20 protein-coding genes are annotated in these 23,509 nt (G+C 66.0%); 9 read left to right on the forward strand and 11 right to left on the reverse strand.

The features are described from left to right. Window positions 1-226: 226 nt before the first annotated feature. From IP89_RS07455 to IP89_RS07480, 6 genes are all read left to right on the forward strand, one after another. On the forward strand, window positions 227-1,639 hold the full coding sequence (locus tag IP89_RS07455; RefSeq protein WP_043308727.1) for a di-heme oxidoredictase family protein: 1,413 nt from the start codon (window positions 227-229) through the stop codon (window positions 1,637-1,639). 11 nt (window positions 1,640-1,650) lie between these two features. Further along, window positions 1,651-2,715 carry an imelysin family protein gene (locus IP89_RS07460; RefSeq protein ID WP_043308729.1) on the forward strand — a complete coding sequence of 355 codons (1,065 nt, stop codon included), beginning with the start codon at window positions 1,651-1,653 and terminating at the stop codon, window positions 2,713-2,715. 1 nt (window position 2,716) lies between these two features. Next, a complete protein-coding gene (locus IP89_RS07465) occupies window positions 2,717-3,811 on the forward strand; it encodes a DUF1513 domain-containing protein (protein WP_043308731.1) in 1,095 nt (364 codons plus the stop codon). 300 nt (window positions 3,812-4,111) lie between these two features. Next, the gene (locus tag IP89_RS07470) at window positions 4,112-5,737 is read left to right on the forward strand and encodes a methyl-accepting chemotaxis protein (RefSeq protein WP_043308733.1); all 1,626 of its coding nucleotides are present in this window, start codon (window positions 4,112-4,114) and stop codon (window positions 5,735-5,737) included. Window positions 5,738-5,926: 189 nt separating this feature from the next. After that, a complete protein-coding gene (locus IP89_RS07475; protein ID WP_043308735.1) occupies window positions 5,927-7,075 on the forward strand; it encodes an efflux RND transporter periplasmic adaptor subunit in 1,149 nt (382 codons plus the stop codon). A 23-nt stretch (window positions 7,076-7,098) separates the two neighbouring features. Next, window positions 7,099-10,152 carry a multidrug efflux RND transporter permease subunit gene (locus tag IP89_RS07480; RefSeq protein WP_043308737.1) on the forward strand — a complete coding sequence of 1,018 codons (3,054 nt, stop codon included), beginning with the start codon at window positions 7,099-7,101 and terminating at the stop codon, window positions 10,150-10,152. A gap of 63 nt (window positions 10,153-10,215) precedes the next feature. Here IP89_RS07480 and IP89_RS07485 read toward each other — a convergent pair whose 3' ends face one another. The 4 genes from IP89_RS07485 to IP89_RS07500 form a co-directional block, all read right to left on the reverse strand. Then, window positions 10,216-10,452 carry a hypothetical protein gene (locus IP89_RS07485; RefSeq protein WP_043308739.1) on the reverse strand — a complete coding sequence of 79 codons (237 nt, stop codon included), beginning with the start codon at window positions 10,450-10,452 and terminating at the stop codon, window positions 10,216-10,218. 142 nt (window positions 10,453-10,594) lie between these two features. Then, a complete protein-coding gene (locus tag IP89_RS07490) occupies window positions 10,595-11,284 on the reverse strand; it encodes a lipopolysaccharide kinase InaA family protein (RefSeq protein WP_052081003.1) in 690 nt (229 codons plus the stop codon). 185 nt (window positions 11,285-11,469) lie between these two features. Continuing rightward, window positions 11,470-12,735 carry a HAMP domain-containing sensor histidine kinase gene (locus IP89_RS07495; protein WP_043308741.1) on the reverse strand — a complete coding sequence of 422 codons (1,266 nt, stop codon included), beginning with the start codon at window positions 12,733-12,735 and terminating at the stop codon, window positions 11,470-11,472. Beyond that, window positions 12,725-13,408 carry a response regulator transcription factor gene (locus tag IP89_RS07500; protein ID WP_043308744.1) on the reverse strand — a complete coding sequence of 228 codons (684 nt, stop codon included), beginning with the start codon at window positions 13,406-13,408 and terminating at the stop codon, window positions 12,725-12,727. The genes IP89_RS07495 and IP89_RS07500 overlap by 11 nt, the downstream gene beginning before the upstream one ends. A 164-nt stretch (window positions 13,409-13,572) precedes the next feature. Here IP89_RS07500 and IP89_RS07505 point away from each other — a divergent pair, with 164 nt between their 5' ends. Both IP89_RS07505 and IP89_RS07510 read left to right on the forward strand, forming a co-directional pair. Next, complete coding sequence (locus IP89_RS07505) at window positions 13,573-15,519, forward strand: LTA synthase family protein (protein ID WP_043308746.1); 1,947 nt, start codon at window positions 13,573-13,575, stop codon at window positions 15,517-15,519. After that, on the forward strand, window positions 15,516-16,235 hold the full coding sequence (locus IP89_RS07510) for a phosphatase PAP2 family protein (RefSeq protein WP_043308748.1): 720 nt from the start codon (window positions 15,516-15,518) through the stop codon (window positions 16,233-16,235). The genes IP89_RS07505 and IP89_RS07510 overlap by 4 nt, the downstream gene beginning before the upstream one ends. Window positions 16,236-16,301: 66 nt before the next feature. On the opposite strand, the gene groL is transcribed toward IP89_RS07510, so the two are convergent. From groL to IP89_RS07530, 4 genes are all read right to left on the reverse strand, one after another. Then, window positions 16,302-17,942 (reverse strand): chaperonin GroEL, encoded by a 1,641-nt coding sequence (gene groL, locus IP89_RS07515; RefSeq protein WP_043308750.1) that lies wholly within the window; start codon window positions 17,940-17,942, stop codon window positions 16,302-16,304. A 47-nt stretch (window positions 17,943-17,989) separates the two neighbouring features. Next, complete coding sequence (locus tag IP89_RS07520) at window positions 17,990-18,283, reverse strand: co-chaperone GroES (protein ID WP_043308752.1); 294 nt, start codon at window positions 18,281-18,283, stop codon at window positions 17,990-17,992. 262 nt (window positions 18,284-18,545) lie between these two features. Continuing rightward, window positions 18,546-18,995: an FxsA family protein gene (locus IP89_RS07525; protein ID WP_043308754.1), complete on the reverse strand. Its 450-nt coding sequence runs from the start codon at window positions 18,993-18,995 to the stop codon at window positions 18,546-18,548. A gap of 64 nt (window positions 18,996-19,059) precedes the next feature. Next, window positions 19,060-19,791 carry a HugZ family protein gene (locus tag IP89_RS07530; protein ID WP_043308756.1) on the reverse strand — a complete coding sequence of 244 codons (732 nt, stop codon included), beginning with the start codon at window positions 19,789-19,791 and terminating at the stop codon, window positions 19,060-19,062. 104 nt (window positions 19,792-19,895) lie between these two features. Between IP89_RS07530 and IP89_RS07535 the strand changes: the two genes are divergently transcribed. Beyond that, window positions 19,896-20,654, forward strand: coding sequence for an SDR family oxidoreductase (locus IP89_RS07535; RefSeq protein ID WP_043308758.1), 759 nt, complete (start codon window positions 19,896-19,898; stop codon window positions 20,652-20,654). A gap of 192 nt (window positions 20,655-20,846) precedes the next feature. Here the strand turns inward: IP89_RS07535 and IP89_RS07540 are convergent, their stop codons facing one another. Genes IP89_RS07540 through IP89_RS07550 form a run of 3 tightly spaced genes read right to left on the reverse strand, consistent with a single transcriptional unit; the run spans window position 20,847 to window position 23,504 of the window. Beyond that, on the reverse strand, window positions 20,847-21,734 hold the full coding sequence (locus IP89_RS07540) for a ChaN family lipoprotein (RefSeq protein WP_043308760.1): 888 nt from the start codon (window positions 21,732-21,734) through the stop codon (window positions 20,847-20,849). A gap of 19 nt (window positions 21,735-21,753) precedes the next feature. Further along, window positions 21,754-22,521: a heme ABC transporter ATP-binding protein gene (locus tag IP89_RS07545; protein WP_043308761.1), complete on the reverse strand. Its 768-nt coding sequence runs from the start codon at window positions 22,519-22,521 to the stop codon at window positions 21,754-21,756. Beyond that, window positions 22,521-23,504 (reverse strand): iron ABC transporter permease, encoded by a 984-nt coding sequence (locus tag IP89_RS07550; protein ID WP_177326855.1) that lies wholly within the window; start codon window positions 23,502-23,504, stop codon window positions 22,521-22,523. Before IP89_RS07550 ends, IP89_RS07545 begins: the two co-directional genes overlap by 1 nt. Between the last annotated feature and the right edge of the window lie 5 nt (window positions 23,505-23,509).

Raw genomic sequence — 23,509 nt, forward strand, 5'->3', positions numbered from 1 at the left:
CCGCAGAGCTGTCCAGGACGGGAGCGCCCACAAGGCGCTCCCGTTTTTTTTATGCGCCGCCTTTGTTGGCAGCCGTCCCTTTGACCGCTGCTACGCGCTACCGAATCGCTGCCGCCCATTCTTATCCCGCGACAATCTGCATCGGGCACAAACGCTAATTCCTCTTATTTGAACTCCCTTAGCCTGCTAAGATTGCCCGCCTTGTTCGGCTGTCCAGGCTTTCTCGATGCCCTTCCCGCTGCGCTTCTGCCTCCTGCCGCTGGCCCTGCTCCTCTCGGCCTGCGAGCGCACGCCGGCGCCTGCCGAACCCGGTGAAGCGCTGTCCGGTGGCGCCACCACGGTGAGCCAGAGCGACCAGAACGCCTTCTCCCTGCCCTCCGCCAACCTTGCGCCATCGCGGCGCCTGGACTTCGCCGTGGGCAACAGCTTCTTCCGCAATCCCTGGGTGATCGCGCCGTCCACCACCACCGCGCGTGACGGACTCGGCCCGCTGTTCAACACCAACGCCTGCCAGAACTGCCATATCAAGGATGGCCGCGGCCATCCGCCGGAGAGCGGCGCCATCAGCTCCGTTTCCATGCTGGTGCGCCTGTCCGTGCCGGGTGACGACTCGCCGGCCCATGCCGAGCTGCGCCAGCGTCTGGGCGTGGTGCCCGAGCCGGTGTACGGCGGTCAACTGCAGGACATGAGCAACCCCGGCGTCGCGCCCGAGGGCAAGGTGCGGGTCGAGTACGACAACCACTCGGTCAGCCTCGCCGACGGCACAGTCGTGGAGCTGCGCAAGCCGCGCCTGCAGATCAGCAACCTCGGCTACGGCGAGATGCAGGCGGACACCCTGTTCTCTGCCCGTATCGCTCCGCCGATGATCGGCCTGGGCCTGCTCGAAGCGATTCCCGAGGCGGCGATCCTCGCCGGCGCCGACCCCGAGGACCGCGACGGCGACGGCATTCGCGGCGTGGCCAACCAGGTCTGGGACGACGCCCGTGGCGAGACCGTGCTCGGCCGCTTCGGCTGGAAGGCCGGCCAGCCCAACCTCAACCAGCAGAATATGCATGCCTTCTCCAGCGACATGGGCCTGACCACCAGCCTGTTGCCGCATGACGAATGCACCGCCGCGCAGACCGACTGCCGCGCCATGCCGCATGGCGGCGAGCCCGAGGTCAGCGACAACATCCTGGCCAACGTGCTGTTCTATACCCGCAACCTGGCGGTGCCGGCACGGCGTGGCGTCGACGATCTGGAAGTGCGCCGCGGCAAGCATCTGTTCAGCGATGCCGGCTGCGCCAAGTGCCACACCCCCAGCTTCGTCACCGCGGCCGATGCCGCCGAGCCGGAGCTGGCCAAGCAGACCATTCGCCCCTATACCGATATGCTGCTGCACGACATGGGCGAAGGCCTGGCCGATGGCCGCAGCGAGTTCCAGGCCAATGGCCGCCAATGGCGCACTGCTCCGCTGTGGGGCATCGGCCTGACCGAGCGCGTCAACGGCCACACCCAGTTCCTGCATGACGGTCGCGCGCGCAACCTGCTGGAGGCCATTCTCTGGCACGGCGGTGAAGCGGAAAGCGCCAAGCAGGCCGTCATCGACTTCGATACCAGCGAGCGCGGCGCGCTGCTGGCCTTCCTGAACTCACTCTGAGGAGCCCCTGCATGTTCCGACCCAAACTCCTGTTCACCAGCCTCGCCGCCCTCGCCCTCGGCGCCTGCGCCCCGCAGGACCCGCAGGCCCAGGTCACCGCTGCCCTGACCGAACAGGTGATCCTGCCGACCTACAACCGCTGGGTCGAGGCCGACCGCGCGCTGGCCAAGAGCGCCATCGCCTACTGCGCCGGGCAGATCGAACTGCAGCAGGCACATGCCGATTTCTTCGCCGCACAAAAGGCCTGGGCCGAGCTGCAACCGCTGCTGGTCGGCCCGCTGGCCGAGGGCAACCAGGCCTGGCGCGTGCAGTTCTGGCCGGACAAGAAGAACCTGGTGCAGCGCCAGGTCGAACAGCTGATCAAGGCCAACCCGGGCATCGATGCCGCCGGTCTGGAGAAGGCCAGCGTCGTGGTGCAGGGCCTGACCGCCTACGAGTACATCCTCTTCGACCCGCAGATCGACCAGACCGACGCCGCCACGCGTGAGCGCTACTGCCCGCTGCTGGAAGCCATTGGTGCGCGCCAACAGCACCTGGCCGAAGCCATCCTCGCCGGCTGGACGGCCAAGGACGGCATGGCCGAGCAGTTGAGCAAGTTCCCCAACAACCGCTACGCAGAATCCAAGGAAGCCATCGCCGAACTGCTGCGCGTGCAGATCACCGCCATCGACACGCTGAAGAAGAAGCTCGGTGCACCGCTGGGCCGCCAGTCCAAGGGCATTCCTCAGCCTTACCAGGCCGAGGCCTGGCGTAGCGCCACCTCGCTGTCCAACGTCGGCGCGGTCCTGGCCAGCGCCGAGTCGCTGTGGCACGGCAAGGACGGCAAGGGCCTGCGCGACCTGCTCGGCAGCGAGCACAAGGAACTCGCCGGGCGCGTCGATGCCGCCTACACCGAGGCCATCAACAAACTGGAAGCGCTGGAGCCGCCACTGGTCGAACTGCTCTCCAGCAAGGACGGCGTGACCCAGGCCAACGACTTCTACGACAGTCTCAACCGCCTGCATCGCTTGCAGGAAGGCGAGCTGGCCAAGGCGCTGAACGTGCAGCTCGGCTTCAACGCCAACGATGGTGACTAGCATGTTGCGCCGTCATGTCCTGGCGCTCGGCAGTACGCTGCTCGGCGCCCTCGCCCTGGGTGGCTGGAGCCTCAGCCGGCGCAGTGGCATGCCGCTGCTGCTGTCGGCGCGCGACGATGACAACGGCCGCCACTATGCGGTGGCCTACCGCCTGGATGGCGAGCAGGTGTTCGCCACCCAGGTCGCCCAGCGCTGCCACGACATCATCGAACACCCCAGCCTGCCGCTGGCGTTCTACGTGGCGCGCCGCCCCGGCACCGAGAGCTACCTGATCGACCTGCGCGACGGCCGCCTGCTGCAGACCGTGACCTCGCAGACCGACCGCCACTTCTATGGCCACGCCGCGATCCACAAGGATGGCGAGTGGCTCTACGCCACCGAGAACGATACCAGCGACCCTGGCCGCGGCCTGCTCGGAGTGTACCGCTTCGACAACGAGCGACTGGTGCGCGAGGGCGAGCTGTCGACCCATGGCCTGGGCCCGCACCAGGTCAGCTGGATGCCCGATGGCGAGACTCTGATCGTCGCCAATGGCGGCATCCGCACCGAGGCCGAGAGCCGTGTCGAGATGAACCTCGACGCCATGGAGCCGAGCCTGGTGCTGATGCGCCGCGACGGCACGCTGCTGTCCAAGGAAACCCTGCCGCAGCAGATGAACAGCGTGCGCCATCTGGCGGTCGCCGCCGACGGCACCATAGTCGCCGGCCAGCAGTACATGGGCGATGCCCACGAGCGCTCCGACCTGCTGGCGATCAAGCGTCCCGGCCAAGCCTTCACGCCCTTCCCGCTCGGCGATGCGCAGTGGGCAGCGATGAACCAGTACACCGCCAGCGTCGCCATCCATGACGAACTGCGCCTGGTGGCCCTGACCGCGCCACGCGGCAACCGCTTCTTCATCTGGGACCTGGACAGCGGCGCCGTGCGCCTCGATGCGCCCCTGCCCGACTGCGCCGGGGTCGGTGCGATCAAGGAAGGCTTCGTCGTCACCTCCGGCCAGGGCCGCTGCCGTCGCTACGATTGCCGCGGCGGCGAGATCGCCATGCAGCCCCTGCAACTGCCCGCCGCTTTCTGGGACAACCACCTGCACCTCGCCTGAGGCCGGTTGTCGCGTCGGGAAACCGACGCGGCAACGCAATTGCAACAAAAACGTCATCTACAGCGGGCAAACTGCCAAAGTTCCTGCGCTATTCGGCTGTTCCTCGCGGCAGCCGGGGCCTGGAGCGAACTGACGGCTAAAGGCCATCCCGTCTCGGCCGACCTATACTGAACGGCACGTCACACGCGCCCGCCTCGCGGCAGGCCTGTGCCCCGGCCCTGTGGCCGGCGATAGGGATATCCGCATTCCGGCGCCCCTGGTGGGCTCCGAGGATTCACCACCTCAAGAGGCGCCCTCGCCATGTCCCTACAGAAGTCCCTGCGTGCGCAGATTCTCACCCTGCTCGGCGGCAGCCTGGCCCTGATCCTGGTCACCGCCCTGGCCTGCTTCAGCTTCCTCTCCAGCGGCATGCAGGCCTATCGCGGCCTGCTCGACGGCCCGCTGCAGGCCGCCCGCCTGATCGATGCCGCCAACGTCGAATTCAAGATCCAGGTACAGGAATGGAAGAACGTCCTGCTGCGCGGCCAGGACAGCGAGAACCTGAACAAGTACTGGAACCAGTTCGAGGTTCAGGAGCGCAAGGTGCAGGACATCCTCGGCGAGCTGTCCAAGGAAGCCGCGGACGATGCTGCCCTGAAATCCCAGGTGGATCGCCTGCGCAGCGAACACCAGACCCTCGGCGCCAATTACCGCAAGGGCCGCGACGCCTTCGTCGCCGCCGGTGGTGACGTCAAGGCCGGCGACGCCGCGGTCAAGGGCATCGACCGTGCCGCCAGCGAACAGATGACCGCCCTGGTCGACCAGCTGCGCGAGCAGAGCCTGAAGCAGGCGGAACTGATCAATGCCAGCGCCGAGCGCACCATCACCCTCGGCACGGTGGTGATGCTGGCTGCCAGCGTGGTGATCGGCCTGTTCAGCCTGTGGCTGGTCAACCGCCACCTGATCATCCCCATCCGCCACCTGATCAGCCATGTCGACCAACTCAGCCACGGCCGCTTCGGCCAGCGCGTGGAAGTGGAGCGCAAGGACGAGCTGGGCCTGCTGGCCCGTGCCGCCAACACCTTGCGCGACTTCCTCGCCAGCACCACCGACAGCCTGCGCCTGAGCAGCGGCAACCTGGACACCGCCAGCGGCGAGCTGAACCAGATCGCCTCGCGCATGACCATGGGCATCAACGAGCAGTTCGAGCGCACCGACCAGGTCGCCACCGCCATGCACGAGATGTCCGCCACCGCCCAGGAAGTGGCGCGCCACGCTGCCGAGGCGGCACACGCGGCGGACGACGCCGACAACTCGGCGCGCCAGGGCGGCCGCGTGATGGAGTCGACCATCCAGACCATCACCGGCATGCGCGGCGAGATCGCCAACACCGCCGAAGTGATCCGTCGCCTGGAGGCCGACAGCGGACGCATCGGCAAGGTGCTGGAAGTGATCCGCGGCATCGCCGAGCAGACCAACCTGCTGGCCCTCAACGCCGCCATCGAGGCCGCCCGCGCCGGCGAGCAGGGCCGCGGCTTCGCCGTGGTGGCCGACGAGGTACGCACCCTAGCCCAGCGCACCGCCGAATCCACCGCCGAGATCCACCAGATCATCGACACCGTGCAGTCCGGCGCGATCAACGCGGTACGCGCCATCGAGAGCGGGCAGAGCCGCAGCGAAGAAGGCGTGACCCAGGTGACCGAGGCCGGCGCCATGCTCGAACGCATCACCGGCGCAGTGGAAGCCATCCGCGATATGAACCGGCAGATCGCCACCGCCGCCGAGGAGCAGACCTCGGTAGCCGAGGACATCTCGCGCAACCTCACCGAAATCACCGCCATCGCCAGCTCCAACCAGGAGAACGTCGAGCGCACCCAGGCGGCCAGTCAGAACCTGCAGAGCCTGTCCGGCGAGCTGAACCAAGTGACCCAGCGCCTCGGCGCCTGAGCCACCCTGCAACGGCACAGGGAAGTGCCGATTCTGCCGCCATCTGTGCGGTTTCCTGCGGCGATCCTTGCGCGATAATGCCTTGGCAAAGCTTTGTAAACGCCAAGCTTTTGACTTGACCGGCAAGCGGCACTAAGGTGCCTGCTTCGCCTATTCCAGGCTCTCTCTGCCTCGCCAAGGATTCGGAATATGTTGCTCCGCCGCATGCTCATCATGCTGGGCGTCGTGCTCGTCGTGGTGCTCGCCCTCGCCGCCTACAAAGGCTTCTCCATCTACCAGCAGATCCAGATGTTCTCGGCCCCGCAGCCGGCCATCAGCGTGTCTGCCGCCAGCGCCGAAGAGAAGCCCTGGCAGAGCCGCCTGCCGGCCATCGGCACGCTCAAGGCCTACCAGGGCGTGGACCTGACCGCCGAGGTCGAGGGCACCGTGGAAGCCGTGCTGTTCCAATCGGGTGAGAAGGTCACCCTGGGCCAGCCGCTGCTGCAGCTGGACGGCAAGGTGGAGCGCGCCATCCTGGCCACCGCCGAGGCGGTGCGCAGCCTGGCTCGCGTCGAGTTCGAGCGTGGCCAGAACCTGGTCAAGCGCCAGGCCATCTCCAAGAGCGAATACGACCGCCTCAACGCCGAGGTGCTCAAGGCCGAGGCCAGCGTCACCCAACTCAAGGCCCAGCTGGACAAGAAGCGCATCCTCGCGCCCTTCGCCGGCACCATCGGCATCCGCCAGGTGGATACCGGCGACTACCTGAGCCCGGGTAATCCGTTCGCTACCCTGCAGGACCTGTCCAAGCTCTACGTCGACTTCTTCCTGCCCGAGCAGGACTACCCGCAGCTGGCCATCGGCCAACGCGTGCGTATCAGCGTGGCGGCCTATCCGGGCGAGGTGTTCGAGGGCGAAGTCAACGCACTCAACCCCAAGGTCGAGGTCACCACCCGTAACGTGCAGGTCCGCGCCCTGCTGCCGAACCCGGACAACAAGCTGCTGCCGGGCATGTTCGCCAACCTCGAAGTGCTGCTGCCGGGCGAGAAGCCGCAGGTGGTCGTACCGGAAACCGCCATCACCTACACCCTTTACGGCAACTCGGTGTACGTGATCGGCGAGCAGAAGGACGACAAGGGCGCCGTGGTCAAAGACGACAAGGGCCAGGCCCAACTGGTGGTCGAGCGCCGCTTCATCGAGACCGGCGAACGCCGCGATGGCGTGGTGCTGGTGCTCAAGGGCCTCAAGGCCGGCGAGCAGGTGGTCACCGCCGGCCAGCTCAAGCTGGACAATGGCTCGCATGTGACCATCGTCGCTGACCAGGCCCTGACCCAGGACAAACAAGCCAGCGTCGAGCAGTAAGGCCCGACGCCAAGGAATCCGTTATGGCTTTCACAGATCCGTTCATCCGGCGCCCGGTCCTGGCGACCGTGGTCAGCCTGCTGATCATCCTGCTGGGCTTCCAGGCCTTCAGCAAACTGGTGATCCGCCAGTACCCGCAGATGGAAAACGCCCTGATCACGGTGTCCACCGCTTACCCCGGGGCCAACGCCGAGACCATCCAGGGCTACATCACCCAGCCGCTGCAGCAGAGCCTGGCCAGCGCCGAAGGCATCGACTACATGACGTCGTCGAGCCAGCAGAACGTCTCCACCATCTCCATCTACGCCCGTATCGGCGCGGATACCGACCGGCTGTTCACCGAACTGCTGGCCAAGGCCAACGAGGTGAAGAACCAGCTGCCGCAGGACGCCGAAGACCCGGTGCTGTCCAAGGAGGCGGCCGACGCTTCGGCGCTGATGTACGTCAGCTTCTACAGCGACGAGCTGTCCAACCCGCAGATCACCGACTACCTGTCGCGGGTGATCCAGCCCAAGCTGGCCACCCTGCCCGGCATGGCCGAGGCCGAGATCCTCGGCAACCAGGTATTCGCCATGCGCCTGTGGCTGGACCCGGTGAAGATGGCCGCCTATGGCATCACCGCCGTGGACGTGACCAGCGCCGTGCAGCGCTACAACTTCCTCGCCGCCGCCGGCCAGGTGAAGGGCGAGTACGTGGTCACCAGCATCAACGCCACCACCGACCTCAAGTCGGCCGAGGCCTTCGCCGCGATTCCGGTGAAGACCGATGGCGACAGCCGCATCCTGGTGCGTGACATCGCACGAGTGGAGATGGGCGCGGAGAACTACGATTCGATCAGCTCGTTCGACGGCATCCCGTCGGTCTACATCGCCATCAAGGGCACGCCCAGCGCCAACCCGCTGGACGTGATCAAGCATGTGCGCGGCGCCCTGCCGGAGCTGGAGGCGCAGCTGCCACCGAACCTCAAGGTGTCCATCGCCTACGACGCCACCGAGTTCATCCGCGCCTCCATCGAGGAAGTGGTGAAGACTCTGGGCGAGGCGGTGCTGATCGTCATCGTGGTGGTGTTCCTGTTCCTCGGCGCGTTCCGCTCGGTGCTGATCCCGGTGATTACCATCCCGCTGTCGATGATCGGCGTGCTGTTCTTCATGCAGCTGATGGGCTACTCGATCAACCTGCTGACCCTGCTGGCGATGGTGTTGGCCATCGGTCTGGTGGTGGACGACGCCATCGTGGTGGTGGAAAACATCCACCGCCATATCGAGGAGGGCAAGACGCCGTTCAACGCCGCCCTCGACGGCGCCCGCGAGATTGCCATCCCGGTGGTCTCGATGACCATCACCCTGGCTGCGGTGTACGCCCCCATCGGCTTCCTCGAGGGCCTGACCGGCGCGCTGTTCAAGGAGTTCGCCCTGACCCTGGCCGGCGCGGTGATCATCTCCGGCATCGTCGCCCTGACCCTGTCGCCGATGATGTGCGCCAAGCTGCTGCGCCATGAAGAGAACCCCACGGGCCTGGCGCACAAGCTCGACCAGATCTTCGACAAGCTCAAGCGTCGTTATCAGAAGGCCCTGCACGGCACCCTCAACACCCGCCCGGTGGTGATCGTGTTCGGCGTGATCGTGCTGTGCCTGATCCCGGTGCTGCTGATGTTCAGCAAGAACGAGCTGGCGCCGGACGAGGACCAGGGCATCGTGTTCCTGTTCGCCAACGCGCCGCAGCCGACCAACCTGGACTACATGAACGCCTACACCGACCAGTTCGTGAAGATCTTCAAGGAGTTCCCCGAGTACTACTCGTCCTTCCAGATCAACGGCTTCGACGGCGTACAGTCCGGCATCGGCGGCTTCCTGCTCAAGCCCTGGAGCGAGCGCGAACGCACGCAGATGGAGCTGTTGCCGATCGTCCAGCATCGCCTCAACGACATCCCCGGCCTGCAGATCTTCGGCTTCAACCTGCCATCGCTGCCGGGTACCGGTGAGGGCCTGCCGTTCCAGTTCATCGTCAACACGCCGAACGACTACGAGTCGCTGCTGCAGGTCGCCGAGCGCATCGAGCAGCGCGCCATGGAGTCCGGCAAGTTCGCCTTCCTCAACGTCGACCTGGCGTTCGACAAGCCGGAAGTGGTGGTCGACATCGACCGCGCCAAGGCGGCGCAGATGGGCGTGTCCATGCAGGACCTCGGCGCGACCCTGGCGATCCTGCTCGGCGAGGGCGAGGTCAACCGCTTCACCATCGACGGTCGCAGCTACAAGGTGATCGCCCAGGTCGAACGCCCGTACCGCGACAATCCGGGCTGGCTGAGCAACTACTACGTGAAGAGCGAGAGCGGGCAGATGGTGCCGCTAGGCACGCTGATCAAGGTCAGCGACCGCGCACGGCCGACCAAGCTCAAGCAGTTCCAGCAGCTCAACGCGGCGACCATCGAGGGCGTGCCTATCGTCAGCATGGGCGAAGCGGCCGAGACCATCGCGCAGATCGCTCGCGAGGAAGCACCGCGCGGCTACACCTTCGACTACGCTGGCGCCACCCGCCAGTACGTCCAGGAAGGCAGCGCGCTGTATGTCACCTTCGGCCTGGCCCTGGCGATCATCTTCCTGGTGCTGGCCGCGCAGTTCGAGAGCTTCCGCGACCCGCTGGTGATCCTGGTCACCGTGCCGCTGTCGATCTGCGGCGCGCTGATCCCGATCTTCCTCGGCTTCTCCAGCATGAACATCTACACCCAGGTGGGCCTGGTGACGCTGATCGGCCTGATCAGCAAGCACGGCATCCTGATCGTCGAGTTCGCCAACCAGCTGCGCCACGACAAGGGCCTGTCGGTGCGCGAGGCGATCGAGGAAGCCGCGTCGATCCGCCTGCGCCCGGTGCTGATGACCACCGCGGCGATGGTCTTCGGCATGGTGCCGCTGATCCTCGCCACCGGCGCCGGTGCGGTGAGCCGCTTCGACATCGGTCTGGTGATCGCCACCGGCATGTCGATCGGCACGCTATTCACCCTGTTCGTGCTGCCCTGCGTCTACACCCTGCTGGCCAGCCCGGACAAGGCACCAGACACAGTGGGCGCGCCGGCGCACTAAGCCACCAGCAACAACGAAAAAGCCCCGCATTCGCGGGGCTTTTTCTTGGAGCGGGATTCGTCGCTACTGCTCGGCCTTCATCGCATGCGACAGACCGAACATCAGCAGCACCAGGTTATCGCTGTCAGCCTCGATCGCATTGAGATCGGTATGGTGGGTGGAAACTGCCGGGCATTTCTGCGCGGCGCAGCTGACCGCATCGAGCACCTGCGGCGCGGGCTCCTGCCAGGCAGCGGCAGCCAGGGCCGTGACGCTCAGGGCACCGACGAGGAACAATCCTCTAGCGATTTCTAATTTCATTTCGATAACCCCTTGATAGCGCTGCCAAACGCCTGAAAAGTAAAACTAGTCCAGACCATTCCTTGGCAACACTTAACCCGACGAGCGGCGATCCACCGCGGGCCAGGGCGCTCATCAGAGCGCACGTTATATACGAAGTTCCTCAACCCAGCTGCGGCAGCTCGTCGCCCCACTGCTGGCGATAGCCCTGCAACAACACCTGCCACTCGGCCTCGCTCCAGGGCGAATGACGGCGCAACTGGCGCAAGTCATGCTGAGCAGCACGCTGGCGGCTGAAGCGCCGGCGGCTCTTCTCCAGATCGAGCAGCGCCACTTCCACACTGTCTGCCGTGACCTTCACGAACACATGCTTGGCGTACAGGCAGCCATGCTGCCAGCGACCCAAGTGCATCCGCGCCAGTGTTGCACCTATTTGTTGCAGTAATACGGCATGCTGCTCGCCCGTGCGCTCACCACCAGAGGCGTACCACTGCTCGATGTCGCAGAAGCCTTCCAGCGCCTCGCTGACCAGCAGGCCGCGCCAGCCCTGCTCGGCTTGGTAGCTGGCACCGCAGTAGATCAGGCGCGGCACGCGAATACCCAGGCGGCTCAGGCCTGCCAACGCATCGCGTTCGCGCAACACCGTGGGCCGGCCGAATGGATGGGCCAGGCTGCGGCACAGATGCCCGACCTGGCGCTTGGCATACAGCAGATGCCCCTCGGCGTTGTGCAGGCGCTGCACCCCGCTCTCCCCACCCCTACGCTGATTGGGCTCTTCGACCCATTCACCCTGCAGTTGCCACCAGTGCTCGAACTGAGCGCCACCGACAACACCCGCGAAAGACAGCTGCAACAATGTCGACTCTCCAGAACCGAGTGCTTCCCACGTCCATGGCCCCGGCATGGTAACGCTGGGTAACACAGTGCTTCTGGCGGCCGCAGATCGGTGCTGAATTCGGGCAATTGGCCGCCGGTTGCGCGGAGACTGCAAGAGCCGTACCCGCGCAACCGGTGGGCAGATCGCCATACTCGCCACGGCTAGCCCAGGCTCACCTGGAAGCGACAGCCACGAGGCTCGGCGTCAGACAACTCGACACTCCAGCCCTGGCTCTCGCAGATGCGCTGCACCAGCGACAACCCCAGGCCCAGACCTTCGCCCCGCGCCGCGCCACCACGCACGAAGGGTTGGAACATCGCCTCGCGCTCGGCCGCGGGAATGCCCACGCCGCTGTCCTCGACCAGGAAACCCTGCTCGCCGAGGCGCAGGACGATGTGCCCCTGCTCGGTGTAGTGCCAGGCATTGCGCAGCAGGTTGCCCAGCACCGAGCGCAGCAACGGCCCGTTGTACAGTGCTGTGCCGGCCTGCTGCGGCTGGTAGTCAAAGCTCAGGCCCTTGGCCTCGATGGAGGGTCGCCACTGTTCGACCAGCGCATCGGCGACTTCGCGCAGGCTGGTCTGGGCGGCGCTGCTCTCGTCCTGGCGCGAGCGCGCCAGCAGCAGGAAGGTCTGCACCAGGCCACGCATCTCCTCGGTGGCGGCAGCCATGCGCCGCACCCGGTCCTTGCCCCGCTCATCCAGGCCCGGGCTTTCCAGCAGCAGTTCGCAGGAGCTGGCCAGCACCATCAGCGGGGTACGCAGCTCGTGGCTGACGTCGCTGGTAAACAGCCGCTCGCGCATCAGCGCGCGGCGCAGCAGCCCCAGGGTGGTATCGAAGGCGGCCGCCAGCTGGCCCACCTCGTCACCGGCATAGTCGCGCGCCAGCTGCGGCGCCTCGTCGAGCAATTGATCGGGCTGGCGCACCTGGCGCGACAGGCGCACCACCGGCTCGATCACCTTGCGCGCCAGCAACCAGCCGAGCAGGCCGGACAGTGCCAGACTGAGCAGGAAGCCCACCAGCACCACGGCGAACAGCAGCTGCTCACGTTCTTCGAAACCGCTCTGGTCCTGCAGCAACAGGTAGCGGCGGCCGTCGACCAGCTCCATGAAGGCGTGATAGGAGATGTCGTCGCGGAACACCTCGTGGAAGCCCGGCGCCAGCTCGCCCAGGTCCGCCGGCAGGGCGAAGTCGTCGCGGCCGTCGCTGAAGTAGAACAGCTGCCCCGGTTCGGGCACATGGCGCCAGTCGTCCATGCTCTCCATCTTCAGCAGACGCCCGAGATCGCCGCCCAGCTCGCTGGAAATCAGGCGCTCCTCGACCTGGTGCACCGTCTCGACAATACCGACTGCGAAGGTGCCGCCGACCAGCGCCGTCATCAGCACGAAGGCGATGACGATGCGTCGCGACAGGCTCTGTTTAAACTCCATCAATCGGCTCCGCCAGGCGATAGCCGACGCCGTGCACGGTCTGCAGCAGGGGCTTGTCGAAAGGCTTGTCGATCACCTGGCGCAGCTGGTGCACATGGCTGCGCAGGCTGTCGCTGTCCGGGCAGTCGTCGCCCCACAGCGCCTCTTCCAGCACCTCGCGGCGCACCACGTGCGGGCTCTTCTGCATCAGCAGGGCGAGCAGCTTGAGGCCGACCGGGTTGAGCTTGAGCGGCTTGCCGGCACGGGTGATCTCCAGGGTGTCGAGGTCGTAGCTGAGGTCAGCGACTTCCAGCAGGCGCTTGCCGCCACCCAGGCTACGGCGCAGCACCGCCTCGATGCGCGCGGCCAGTTCGGACAGGGCGAACGGCTTGACCAGGTAATCGTCAGCGCCGGCCTGGAAGCCCTGCAGGCGGTCATCCAGCTGGTCGCGTGCGGTGAGCATGATCACCGGCGTGTCGCGCCGCGCCTCTTCGCGCAGGCGCTTGCACAGGGTGTAGCCGTCGATGCCCGGCAGCATGATGTCCAGCACCAGCAGGTCGTAGTGCTCGCTGCTGGCCAGACGCAGGCCGGACAGGCCGTCCAGGGCACAGTCCACCGTGTAGCCCTTGATCTGCAGGTAGTCGGCCATGTTGGTCAGGATGTCGCGGTTGTCCTCGACCAGGAGGATGCGCATGAAAAACTCCAATTCGGCCCATGGCCGCTGAAAAAGTGGCGCAACGATAACCCGCCAAGGCGCCGAACGACGCCAATTGACGGCTTTTTCACACCTTCTTCACCAGACGTCGACAAAGCCGTCGCCAGACTCCGCGACATCTTCAACTACCCGTGGAAACTAGCATGCGTCTACATCGCACTGCGCCCCTGCGTTATCTGTTCCTGCTGCTGGCCTGTTGGCTGGCGGTGTTCCTCGCCACCCGCGGTGTGCTGCTCGCCACGCACCTGCACGAAGCTGGTGGTGTTGCCCCCGGCGTGTTCGCCGTCGGCCTGCTGTATGACCTGGGCTTCCTCGCCTACGCCGCCCTGCCGCTGGGCCTCTACCTGCTGCTCTGCCCGCCAGCCCTGTGGCGCCGCCCGGGCCATCGCCTGTGGCTGGGCCTGCTCCTGCTCGCCAGCCTGTTCCTTATGCTGTTCGTCGCCACCGCCGAATGGCTGTTCTGGGACGAGTTCGGCGTGCGCTTCAACTTCATCGCGGTCGACTATCTGGTGTACTCCGACGAGGTGCTGAACAACCTGCTGGAGTCCTACCCCATCGGCCTGCTGCTGTCCTGCCTGGGCGTGTTCGCCGCGCTCTTCGCCCTGGCCCTGCACCGCCCGCTCACCACAGCCCTGCTGGCGCCGTTGCCGAGCTGGCGCCAGCGCGGCATGGCCGTGGCCGGCCTGTTGCTGGCGGCAGGCCTGTCCCTCGCCCTGCTCGACCAGGACAGCCCGCGCGGCCTGGGCGGCAATGCCTATCGCCACGAGTTGGCGAGCAACGGCCCGTACCAGTTCTTCGCCGCCTTCCGTAACAACGAACTGGATTACCAGCAGTTCTACAGCAGCTTGCCGGATCGGCAGATCGGCCCGATCCTGCGCCGCGAGCTGGCCGAACCGAACGCCACCTTCGTCGGCAGCGACCCGCTGGATGTGCGCCGGCAGATCGACAACCCCGGCACACCGCGCAAGCTGAACATCGTGCTGGTGACCATCGAGAGCCTGTCGGCCAAGTACCTGGGCAGCTTCGGCGACCCGCGCGGGCTGACCCCGAACCTCGACCAGCTGCGCCAGCAGAGCCTGTTCTTCAACAACTTCTACGCCACCGGCACCCGCACCGACCGCGGTCTGGAGGCCATCACCCTGGCGATCCCGCCGACCCCGGGGCGCTCCATCGTCAAGCGCATCGGCCGTGAGAGCGGCTACGCCAGCCTCGGCCAGCAACTCGCCGCCCAGGGCTACGACAGCGCCTTCGTCTATGGCGGGCGCGGCTACTTCGACAACATGAATGCCTTCTTCGCCGGCAATGGCTATCGGGTGGTCGACCAGAGCAGCGTCGCGGAGAGCGATATCCACTTCAAGAACGCCTGGGGCATGGCCGACGAGGACCTCTACGCCCAGGCCATCAAGCTGGCCGACGCCGACCACGCCGCCGGCAAGCCTTTCCTGCTGCAGCTGATGACCACCTCCAACCACCGTCCCTACACCTACCCGGACGGGCGCATCGACATCCTCTCCGGCGAAGGCCGCGAGGGCGCGGTGAAGTACACCGATTACGCCATCGGCCAGTTCCTCGCCGCAGCACGCGCCAAACCCTGGTTCGACGACACCCTGTTCGTCTTCGTCGCCGACCACTGCGCCGGTAGCGCCGGTATGGAGGACCTACCGGTGGCCAACTATCACATCCCGCTGTTCATCTATGCGCCCAAGTGGCTGCAGCCACGCGAGGACGACCAGCTGGCTAGCCAGATCGACCTGGCACCGACCCTGCTCGGGCTGCTCAACCTCGACTACCAGTCGACCTTCTTCGGCCGCGACCTGCTCAAGCCCAACGCCGCGCCACCGCGCGTGCTGATCGGCAACTACCAGCACCTCGGCCTGTTCGACGGCAACGACCTGGCAATCCTCAGCCCGCGTCAGCACCTGCGCCGCCACGATGATGCGCTGAATACCAGCCGCGAATCCTCGGTCGACAGCAGCGACCCGCTGCTGCAGCGCGACATCGCCTATTACCAGGCCGCCAGCCATGACTTCCAGAGCCGCCTGCTGGGCTGGCACGGGCCGCGTGGCGAGCTGGAGATCGGCCAGCAATGAACACCTCCCCCTACTTCGACCGGCGCTGGTGGTACGGCGTCCCCCTGGCGCTGCTCGCCCTCCTCCTGCTGTTCGAACCGAGCCACCTGGACTTCGCCGTGGCCGACCTGTTCTACGTCAAAGGCCTGGGCTTCATCGGCCGGCACAACGACTTCCTCGAAGACGTGCTGCACGACCGCGCCAAGCAACTGGTCATCGCCGTCGGCGTGCTGGCATTGGTCGGCTTCCTGCTCAGCCTGCTGCCGACCCGCCTGCGCCCGTTGCGCCGTACCCTGGGCTACCTGGTGCTGGCCATGGGGCTGTCCACCGGCATCATCACCCCGCTGAAGAAGGCCACCCAGATGCACTGCCCCTGGAGCCTGGAGCAGTACGGCGGCGTCGAGCACTTCTCGCCGCTGCTCGGCCCGCGTGCCGAACCGGTGGAGAAACCCGGCAGCTGCTGGCCCGGCGGGCATGCCGCAGCCGGCTTTGCCCTGTTCGCGCTGTTCTTCGCCCTGCGTGATCGCCACCCACGCAGTGCCCGGACGGCGCTGATCGTGGCGTTCAGCCTGGGCACCCTGTTCTCGCTGGTGCGCATGGCCCAGGGCGCGCACTTCCTCTCGCACAACCTGTGGACGGCAGCGCTGTGCTGGCTGGTCTGCCTCGGCCTGTACGACTGGCTGCTGTATCGCCCACAGGCCCTCGCGAACCCCGTCGCCGCTGACACCCGCTACTGAATCGCGGCCATGAAAAAGCCCCGCACTAGGCGGGGCTTTTTTGCTACAGCTCGGGAGCCGGTCGGCTTACATCATGCCGCCCATGCCGCCCATGCCACCCATGTCCGGCATGGCCGGAGCGGCCTTGTCTTCCGGAACATCGGCGACCATGGCTTCGGTGGTGATCATCAGGCTGCCGATGGAAGCAGCGGCCTGCAGCGCGGAACGGGTGACTTTGGCCGGATCGAGAATACCCATCTCGATCATGTCGCCGTACACGCCGGTAGCAGCGTTGTAGCCGTAGTTGCCGGAACCTTGCTTGACCTTGTCGACCACTACGCTCGGCTCATCGCCGGCGTTGGCCACGATCTGACGCAGCGGGGCTTCAACGGCGCGGCGCAGCAGGGCGATACCGACGTTCTGGTCGTCGTTGTCGCCTTTCAGGCCTTCGATGGCCAGCAGGGCACGGACCAGAGCCACGCCACCGCCAGGTACCACGCCTTCTTCGACGGCTGCGCGGGTCGCGTGCAGGGCGTCTTCAACGCGGGCCTTCTTCTCTTTCATCTCGACTTCGGTACCGGCACCGACCTTGATCACGGCAACACCGCCGGCCAGTTTGGCCAGACGCTCTTGCAGCTTCTCTTTGTCGTAGTCGGAGGAAGTGTCTTCGACCTGCTTGCGGATCTGCGCAACGCGGGCTTCGATGTCGGCCTGCTGGCCGGCGCCGTCGATGATGGTGGTGTTTTCCTTGCTCAGCTGAACGCGCTTGGCGTTACCCAGGTGCTCCAGGGTGGCGCTTTCCAGGCTCAGGCCGACTTCTTCGGAAATAACGGTACCGCCGGTGAGGATGGCGATGTCCTGCAGCATGGCCTTGCGGCGGTCGCCGAAGCCCGGAGCCTTGACGGCTGCGACTTTGACAATGCCACGCATGTTGTTGACGACCAGGGTAGCCAGGGCTTCGCCTTCGACGTCTTCAGCCACGATCAGCAGCGGACGGCCGGACTTGGCAACGGCTTCCAGCACCGGCAGCAGTTCGCGGATGTTGGAGATCTTCTTGTCGACCAGCAGCAGCAGCGGGCCGTCGAGCTCGGCCACCATGGTGTCCGGCTTGTTGATGAAGTACGGGGACAGGTAGCCGCGGTCGAACTGCATGCCTTCTACGACGGACAGTTCGTTTTCCAGGCCGGAGCCTTCTTCAACGGTGATCACGCCTTCTTTACCAACTTTCTCCATGGCTTCGGCAATGATGTTGCCGATGGAGTCGTCGGAGTTGGCGGAGATGGTGCCGACCTGGGCGATGGCCTTGGTGTCGGTGCACGGCTTGGACAGCTCTTTCAGCTGGGCAACGATGGCGATGGTGGCCTTGTCGATGCCGCGCTTCAGGTCCATCGGGTTCATGCCGGCAGCAACGGCTTTCAGGCCTTCGCTGACGATGGCCTGGGCCAGAACGGTAGCGGTGGTGGTGCCGTCACCAGCAGCGTCGTTGGCCTTGGAGGCAACGTCTTTCACCAGCTGGGCGCCCATGTTCTCGAACTTGTCTTTCAGCTCGATTTCTTTGGCAACGGACACGCCGTCCTTGGTGATCAGCGGAGCGCCGAAGCTGCGGTCCAGGACCACGTTACGGCCTTTCGGGCCGAGGGTGGCTTTGACGGCGTCGGCTAGGACGTTGACGCCAACCAGCATTTTCTTGCGAGCGGAATCGCCGAATTTGACTTCTTTAGCAGCCATTTTGCTTGTTCCTCAATTCTGTAGGTTTAGACGGAGATCGCTTCGAATCAGGCTTCGATGACGGCGAGGATTTCGTGCTCGCCCATCACCAGCAGGTCTTCGCCGTCGACCTTGACGGTGTTGCTGCCGCTGTACGGGCCGAACACCACTTTGTCACCGACCTTGACGGCCAGCGCGCGGACTTCGCCATTGTCCAGAACCTTGCCAGCGCCAACAGCGACGATCACGCCCTGGTTCGGCTTCTCGGCGGCGGAGCCCGGCAGCACGATGCCACCAGCGGTCTTGGTCTCTTCTTCGCTGCGACGGATTACAACGCGGTCGTGCAGAGGACGAAGCTTCATTGTCGATCTCTCCTGATAGTTGTTTTCACTGGCCGGCGACTGCGCCGGCGGGGTTAGGCAATGTCCGGTCGGGGCCGGGTCGCGGCACGCCTGGGCGAGCCGCGCGAGTCTGTTCTGCCTGGGGCAGAAACCTTGCGGTGAAGGCTAGATAGGGGCGTTCCAGGGCATTTCAAGGGCGAACTGTGAAATTTTTTACACAGCTGCGGAATCCGCAGCAGGTCCCAGGCTGCCAGGCCTGGGGCCTGGGCTCCGCCGGTGCGCCTTAGTCGCGGCGCTGGTACTCGCCCTCGATCACGTGCGGGTGAGTCTGGCCAGTGCGGGCCGCCGGATCGTCGAAGAAGGCACGCTGGCGCGCCGCCTGCTCCTGAGCGCGACGCTGCAGCTTGCCGATCAGCAGGCGACGGGTGAAGGGAATCAGGCAGAGCAGGCCGAACACGTCGCTGATGAAGCCCGGCAGCAGCAGCAGGCCGCCACCGACGGCGATCAGCAGGCCCTCGAACATCTCCTGCTCGGGCATCTCGCCACGGGCCAGCTTCTCGCGGGCACGCCAGGCGGTGGCCACACCGGCCACGCGCAGCAGGATGCTGCCAAGTATCGCGGTACCGATCACCAGCAACAGCGTCGGCAGTACGCCGATGGCGCTGCCGACCTGGATCAGCACGGCCAGTTCGATGATGGGGAACAGCAGAAACAGAAAGAGAAAAGCGCGCATTGCTAGGGTCCTTGACGGAAGAACGGCTCCCGATAGGGATGAAGTATGGGGTCTGCGGCTTAATTCAAGCTGACGCCTGCTCGGCGGTCGGCCAGGCCTCGGCGCGAGCCAGCAATACCAGGGCCTGCCGCACTGCACCTGGGTTGTTACAGGATGTTGGGAAGGCCAGCCAATACAGGCCCTTGCCGATGCGTAGGTGGAAACCCTCGCTGTCGATACCTGCCAACTGCGCCGATTCGTGGTCCGGCAGGTTGGCCAGTTGCACATAGTGGGCGATCGCCGAGGCATGGTCGTCGTTCATGTGCTCGACCATGCTGCGCTCCGGCTCGCCGGCATGCGGGTTGGCCAAGTTGACCGCCTGCAGCCAGTGGATGGCGCCGAAACCACCGATGAAGCGCCAGCGCACGGGCTCCAGCACCCAGAAATCGAAGTCATGGGCGGTGTGGTAGTCGCGTGAATCGGGGAAGTAGCGGTAGTAGCGCTCGGCGGCCGCGACGATGGCGCCTTCCTCGGTCAATTGGCGCGCTTCGGCCAGCAGGGTCAGGCGCCCGGCGGCCTGCACATCCTCGGCACCACGCTCGCCAACCAGCAGCGAGCACTTGGCGTCCTTCTGCAGATTGTGGGTGTGCTGGGCGATGCGGCTGATCAGGATCAGCGGCCGGCCCTGCTCGTCCAGGCAGTAGGGCACCACTGATCCGAAAGGAAAGCCCGGCATGCTCTTGGAGTGGGTGGAAAGCACCCCGCGGTATTCCTTGAGCAACAATTCTCGGGCATGCTTCTCGGCTGTCATGCTCAATTTATGACTCCTCGCTAAGAATTCGTCGAAAACAAAACGGACAGGCGCCCAAAATAACCGTGGTGCCGGCGAGGCCATCTGCCAGACCTTCGAGGAGCAGTGTTATGGAACTCAAAGACAAAGTCATCATCATCACCGGCGGCTGCCAGGGCCTGGGTCGCGCCATGGGCGAATACCTGGCCGGCAAGGGCGCCAAGCTGGCGCTGGTCGACCTGAACCAGGAAAAACTCGACGAAGCCGTGGCTGCCTGCAAGGCCGCCGGCGGTGACGCCCGTGCCTACCTGTGCAACGTGGCCAATGAAGAGCAGGTGACCCACATGGTCGCCCAGGTGGCCGAGGACTTCGGCGCCATCAATGGCCTGGTCAACAACGCCGGCATCCTGCGCGATGGCCTGACCATCAAGATCAAGGACGGCGAGATGACCAAGATGAGCCTGGCCCAGTGGCAGGCGGTGATCGACGTCAACCTGACCGGCGTGTTCCTCTGCACCCGTGAAGTGGCGGCGAAGATGATCGAGCTGAAGAACACCGGCGCCATCGTCAACATCTCCTCCATCTCCCGCGCCGGCAACATGGGCCAGGCCAACTACTCCGCGGCCAAGGCCGGCGTCGCCGCCGACACCGTGGTGTGGGCCAAGGAACTGGCGCGCTATGGCATCCGTGTCGCGGGCGTCGCGCCGGGCTTCATCGAGACCGAGATGACCGGCGGCATGAAGCCGGAAGCCCTGGAGAAGATGACCGCCGGCATCCCGCTGCGCCGCATGGGCAAGCCGACCGAGATCGCTCACTCCGTGGCCTACATCATGGAGAACGACTACTACACCGGTCGTATCCTCGAGCTCGACGGCGGCCTGCGCCTCTGATTGGGTTTCGATCTGCTGCGCGTCGGCCAGGCGTTGTTGGAGAAGGGCCTCGGGTGCTCATTTACAGCTCGTAAACTCCGCGCCCTCGGCCCTCCTCCGCCTAGCCTGGCGCTAGCTCGCTAGATCGATTCTTCAGCCCGTAAAAAAGCCCCGCATTGCGGGGCTTTTTGTTGTGTGTAGACCGAGGCTATCTCACTTCTTGCGCAGCTTGGCGCAGTGATCCTCAGGCACATTGGCAGCGGTGTACCAGACATAGTCGGCACTGCCGGCAGCCGGTTCTTTACCGACTTCGGCGAGAACCAGCACGGCATTGCCCTCGCCCGCACCGAGGTCGGCCAGGTGCAGTGGTACGCCCAGGTCCTTGCGTACATGGAAGGCACCGGCAAACAGCATGGCCGGCTGCGGCGCGGCAGCCAGGCGCTCGGCCATGCGCCGGTCACGTTGCTGCTGCACGGCGAGCATCGAAGGGATCTGGCTGTCCGGCAGCAGGCCGCAGTGCGACTCGCGGATGTCTTCGCGCAGCTTGTCCTGCACCGTTTTGGCAGCGGAGGCCTGACCCTGCAGGACCGGCGGCTTGCCATAGATCTGCATGATCTCGGCACGGTCCAAGTTGGCCGACAGCAACGGATAGGGCTGGCGCAGCTGGTACTGCACCAGCGCGCCGTACAGGCCCCAGTCCCAGTTCGGCAGCCAGGCCAGCGCGGCGAAGGTGTCAGCCGGCGCCTGCCCGGCGCGGGTCTGCGCCTGTACCTGTTCGACCTTGGCCTGCTGGTTGGGGTTGAGCATTTCCATCAGCACGCTGCCCTGCGGCCGCTGTGCAGACAGCTCGCGCGACAGCCACAGCTGCAGGGCGTGGTGGTCGGGGTTGTCGTGTTGCTCGCCGACCAGCACGCGCGGCGCCTTGGCCAGGCGCTCGACCAGTTGTTCCGGCGTGATGCTTTCACCGCTGGCCAGATCGACGATCTGGCCCAGCTCGGCGTGATCACGGCCCTCAGGGGCGATGGGCGCCGGGGGCGGCAGCACGCCGCGGGACTGGCAGGCGGCCAGCAGCGCAAAACAGCACAGCAGAAGAATACGCATGAAGAATTCCTGAATGGGTTCAGCGCGCCACGATCAACGGGTGGCCGCGCTCCGGATGACGCTGGATCAGTACGTCGAGGCCGAACACCGCGCGCAGCGGTTCGGCCTGCAGTACCTCGTCGGGGCTGCCGAAGGCATGTGGGCGGCCATCCTGCAACAGCAGGATGCGGTCGCAGTAACGGGCGGCCAGGTTGAGGTCATGCAGGATCACCAGCACCGCCGCGCCCTGGCCAGCGAAGTCGCGCACGGCCTGCAAGGTGGTGTGCTGATGCAGCGGGTCGAGGGCCGAGGTCGGCTCGTCGAGCAGCAGCACCTGCCCTTCCCCGCCCGGCCACAGCTGCGCCAGCACCCGCGCCAGGTGCACACGCTGACGCTCGCCACCGGACAAGGCTAGATAGCTGCGCCCACGCAGGTGTTCGGCATCCGCCGCGCGCAGCGCCGCGTCGATAATCTCGGCATCGCGTACGCGGCCGGTGTCGTGCGGCAGGCGCCCCATGGCGACCACCTCGGCCACCGGGAAGGCGAAGCTCAGGGTCGAACTCTGCGGTAGTACCGCCAGGCGTCGCGCCCGCTCCTGGCCGGCCCAGGCGCCGAGGGCTTGGCCGTCCAGAGTCACGCTGCCGTCATCGGCATCCAGCTCGCCGCACAGGGCGCCGAGCAGCGTGCTCTTGCCGGCGCCGTTAGGGCCGAGCACGCCGAGTACCTCGCCGGGCTGCAGGGCCAGGTCGACGCCTTCCAGCACGGTGGCGCCGCCACGGCGCACACTCAAATCTTGCGCGCGCAACATCAGGCCCGCCCTCGCACCAGCAGATAAAGGAAGAACGGCGCGCCGATCAGCGCCGTGACGATACCGATCGGCAACTCCGCCGGTGCCAGCACCAGGCGCGCTACCAAGTCGGCTAGCAGCAGCAGGCTGGCACCAGCGAGCAAGGACGCCGGCAGCAGCACGCGGTGATCGGGGCCTACCAGCAGGCGCATCAGGTGCGGCACCACCAGGCCGATGAAGCCGATCAGACCGGCCGCCGCTACTGCGGCGCCGACGCCGAGGGCGGTGCACAGCACCAGCTCCAGCTTGATCCGCTCGACGTTGAAGCCCAGGTGGCGCGCCTCCGACTCGCCGAGCAGCAGCGCGTTGAGCGCCGAGGCGCGGCGCGGCAACCAGATGGCCACGCCGAGGGTCACCAGCAGCAGCGGCCACAACCGAGGATAACTGGCGCCGTTGAGGCTGCCGAGGTTCCAGAAGGTCAGGCTGCGCAGCGTGGCGTCGTCGGCCAGGTAGGTGAACAGGCCGACACCGGCACCGGACATGGCGGTCAGCGCCACGCCGGCGAGGAGCATGGTGGCGACATTGGTCTGCCCGTCACGGCGGCCGAAGCGATAGACCACGGCGGTCACGATCAGGCCGCCGGAGAAGGCGCAGATCGACAGCAGGTACGGCGCCAGTGCCGGCGGCAAACCGCCGATCATGCTGCCGCCGACGATGGCGATGGCCGCACCCAGCGCCGCACCACCGGCGACACCGACCAGGCCGGGGTCGGCCAGCGGATTACGGAACAGGCCCTGCATGGCCACGCCGGACAGCGCCAGCACGATTCCCACACACAGGCCCAACAGGCTGCGCGGCAGGCGGATCTGCCCGAGGATCAGCTCGGCCTGCTGCAGCCCCTCGCCATCGATGGGCAGGCCCATCAGGCGCAAGGCGGCCAGCAGAGTGTCACCCAGCGGCAGGCTCACCGGCCCGAGGGCCAGCGACAGCCAGAACGCGAGCAGCAGAA

Source organism: Pseudomonas sp. ML96 (genome assembly GCF_000761545.1).
Classification (GTDB): domain Bacteria; phylum Pseudomonadota; class Gammaproteobacteria; order Pseudomonadales; family Pseudomonadaceae; genus Aquipseudomonas.

Coding starts and splice junctions, on each gene's coding strand:
- IP89_RS07475 (WP_043308735.1), top strand. CDS start 5,927: ATGTTGCTCCGCCGCATGCTCATCATGCTGGGCGTCGTGCTCGTCGTG.
- IP89_RS07485 (WP_043308739.1), bottom strand. CDS start 10,452: ATGAAATTAGAAATCGCTAGAGGATTGTTCCTCGTCGGTGCCCTGAGC.
- IP89_RS07500 (WP_043308744.1), bottom strand. CDS start 13,408: ATGCGCATCCTCCTGGTCGAGGACAACCGCGACATCCTGACCAACATG.
- IP89_RS07525 (WP_043308754.1), bottom strand. CDS start 18,995: ATGCGCGCTTTTCTCTTTCTGTTTCTGCTGTTCCCCATCATCGAACTG.
- IP89_RS07465 (WP_043308731.1), top strand. CDS start 2,717: ATGTTGCGCCGTCATGTCCTGGCGCTCGGCAGTACGCTGCTCGGCGCC.
- groL (WP_043308750.1), bottom strand. CDS start 17,942: ATGGCTGCTAAAGAAGTCAAATTCGGCGATTCCGCTCGCAAGAAAATG.
- IP89_RS07505 (WP_043308746.1), top strand. CDS start 13,573: ATGCGTCTACATCGCACTGCGCCCCTGCGTTATCTGTTCCTGCTGCTG.
- IP89_RS07495 (WP_043308741.1), bottom strand. CDS start 12,735: ATGGAGTTTAAACAGAGCCTGTCGCGACGCATCGTCATCGCCTTCGTG.
- IP89_RS07460 (WP_043308729.1), top strand. CDS start 1,651: ATGTTCCGACCCAAACTCCTGTTCACCAGCCTCGCCGCCCTCGCCCTC.
- IP89_RS07480 (WP_043308737.1), top strand. CDS start 7,099: ATGGCTTTCACAGATCCGTTCATCCGGCGCCCGGTCCTGGCGACCGTG.
- IP89_RS07520 (WP_043308752.1), bottom strand. CDS start 18,283: ATGAAGCTTCGTCCTCTGCACGACCGCGTTGTAATCCGTCGCAGCGAA.
- IP89_RS07535 (WP_043308758.1), top strand. CDS start 19,896: ATGGAACTCAAAGACAAAGTCATCATCATCACCGGCGGCTGCCAGGGC.
- IP89_RS07540 (WP_043308760.1), bottom strand. CDS start 21,734: ATGCGTATTCTTCTGCTGTGCTGTTTTGCGCTGCTGGCCGCCTGCCAG.
- IP89_RS07470 (WP_043308733.1), top strand. CDS start 4,112: ATGTCCCTACAGAAGTCCCTGCGTGCGCAGATTCTCACCCTGCTCGGC.
- IP89_RS07510 (WP_043308748.1), top strand. CDS start 15,516: ATGAACACCTCCCCCTACTTCGACCGGCGCTGGTGGTACGGCGTCCCC.
- IP89_RS07455 (WP_043308727.1), top strand. CDS start 227: ATGCCCTTCCCGCTGCGCTTCTGCCTCCTGCCGCTGGCCCTGCTCCTC.
- IP89_RS07545 (WP_043308761.1), bottom strand. CDS start 22,521: ATGTTGCGCGCGCAAGATTTGAGTGTGCGCCGTGGCGGCGCCACCGTG.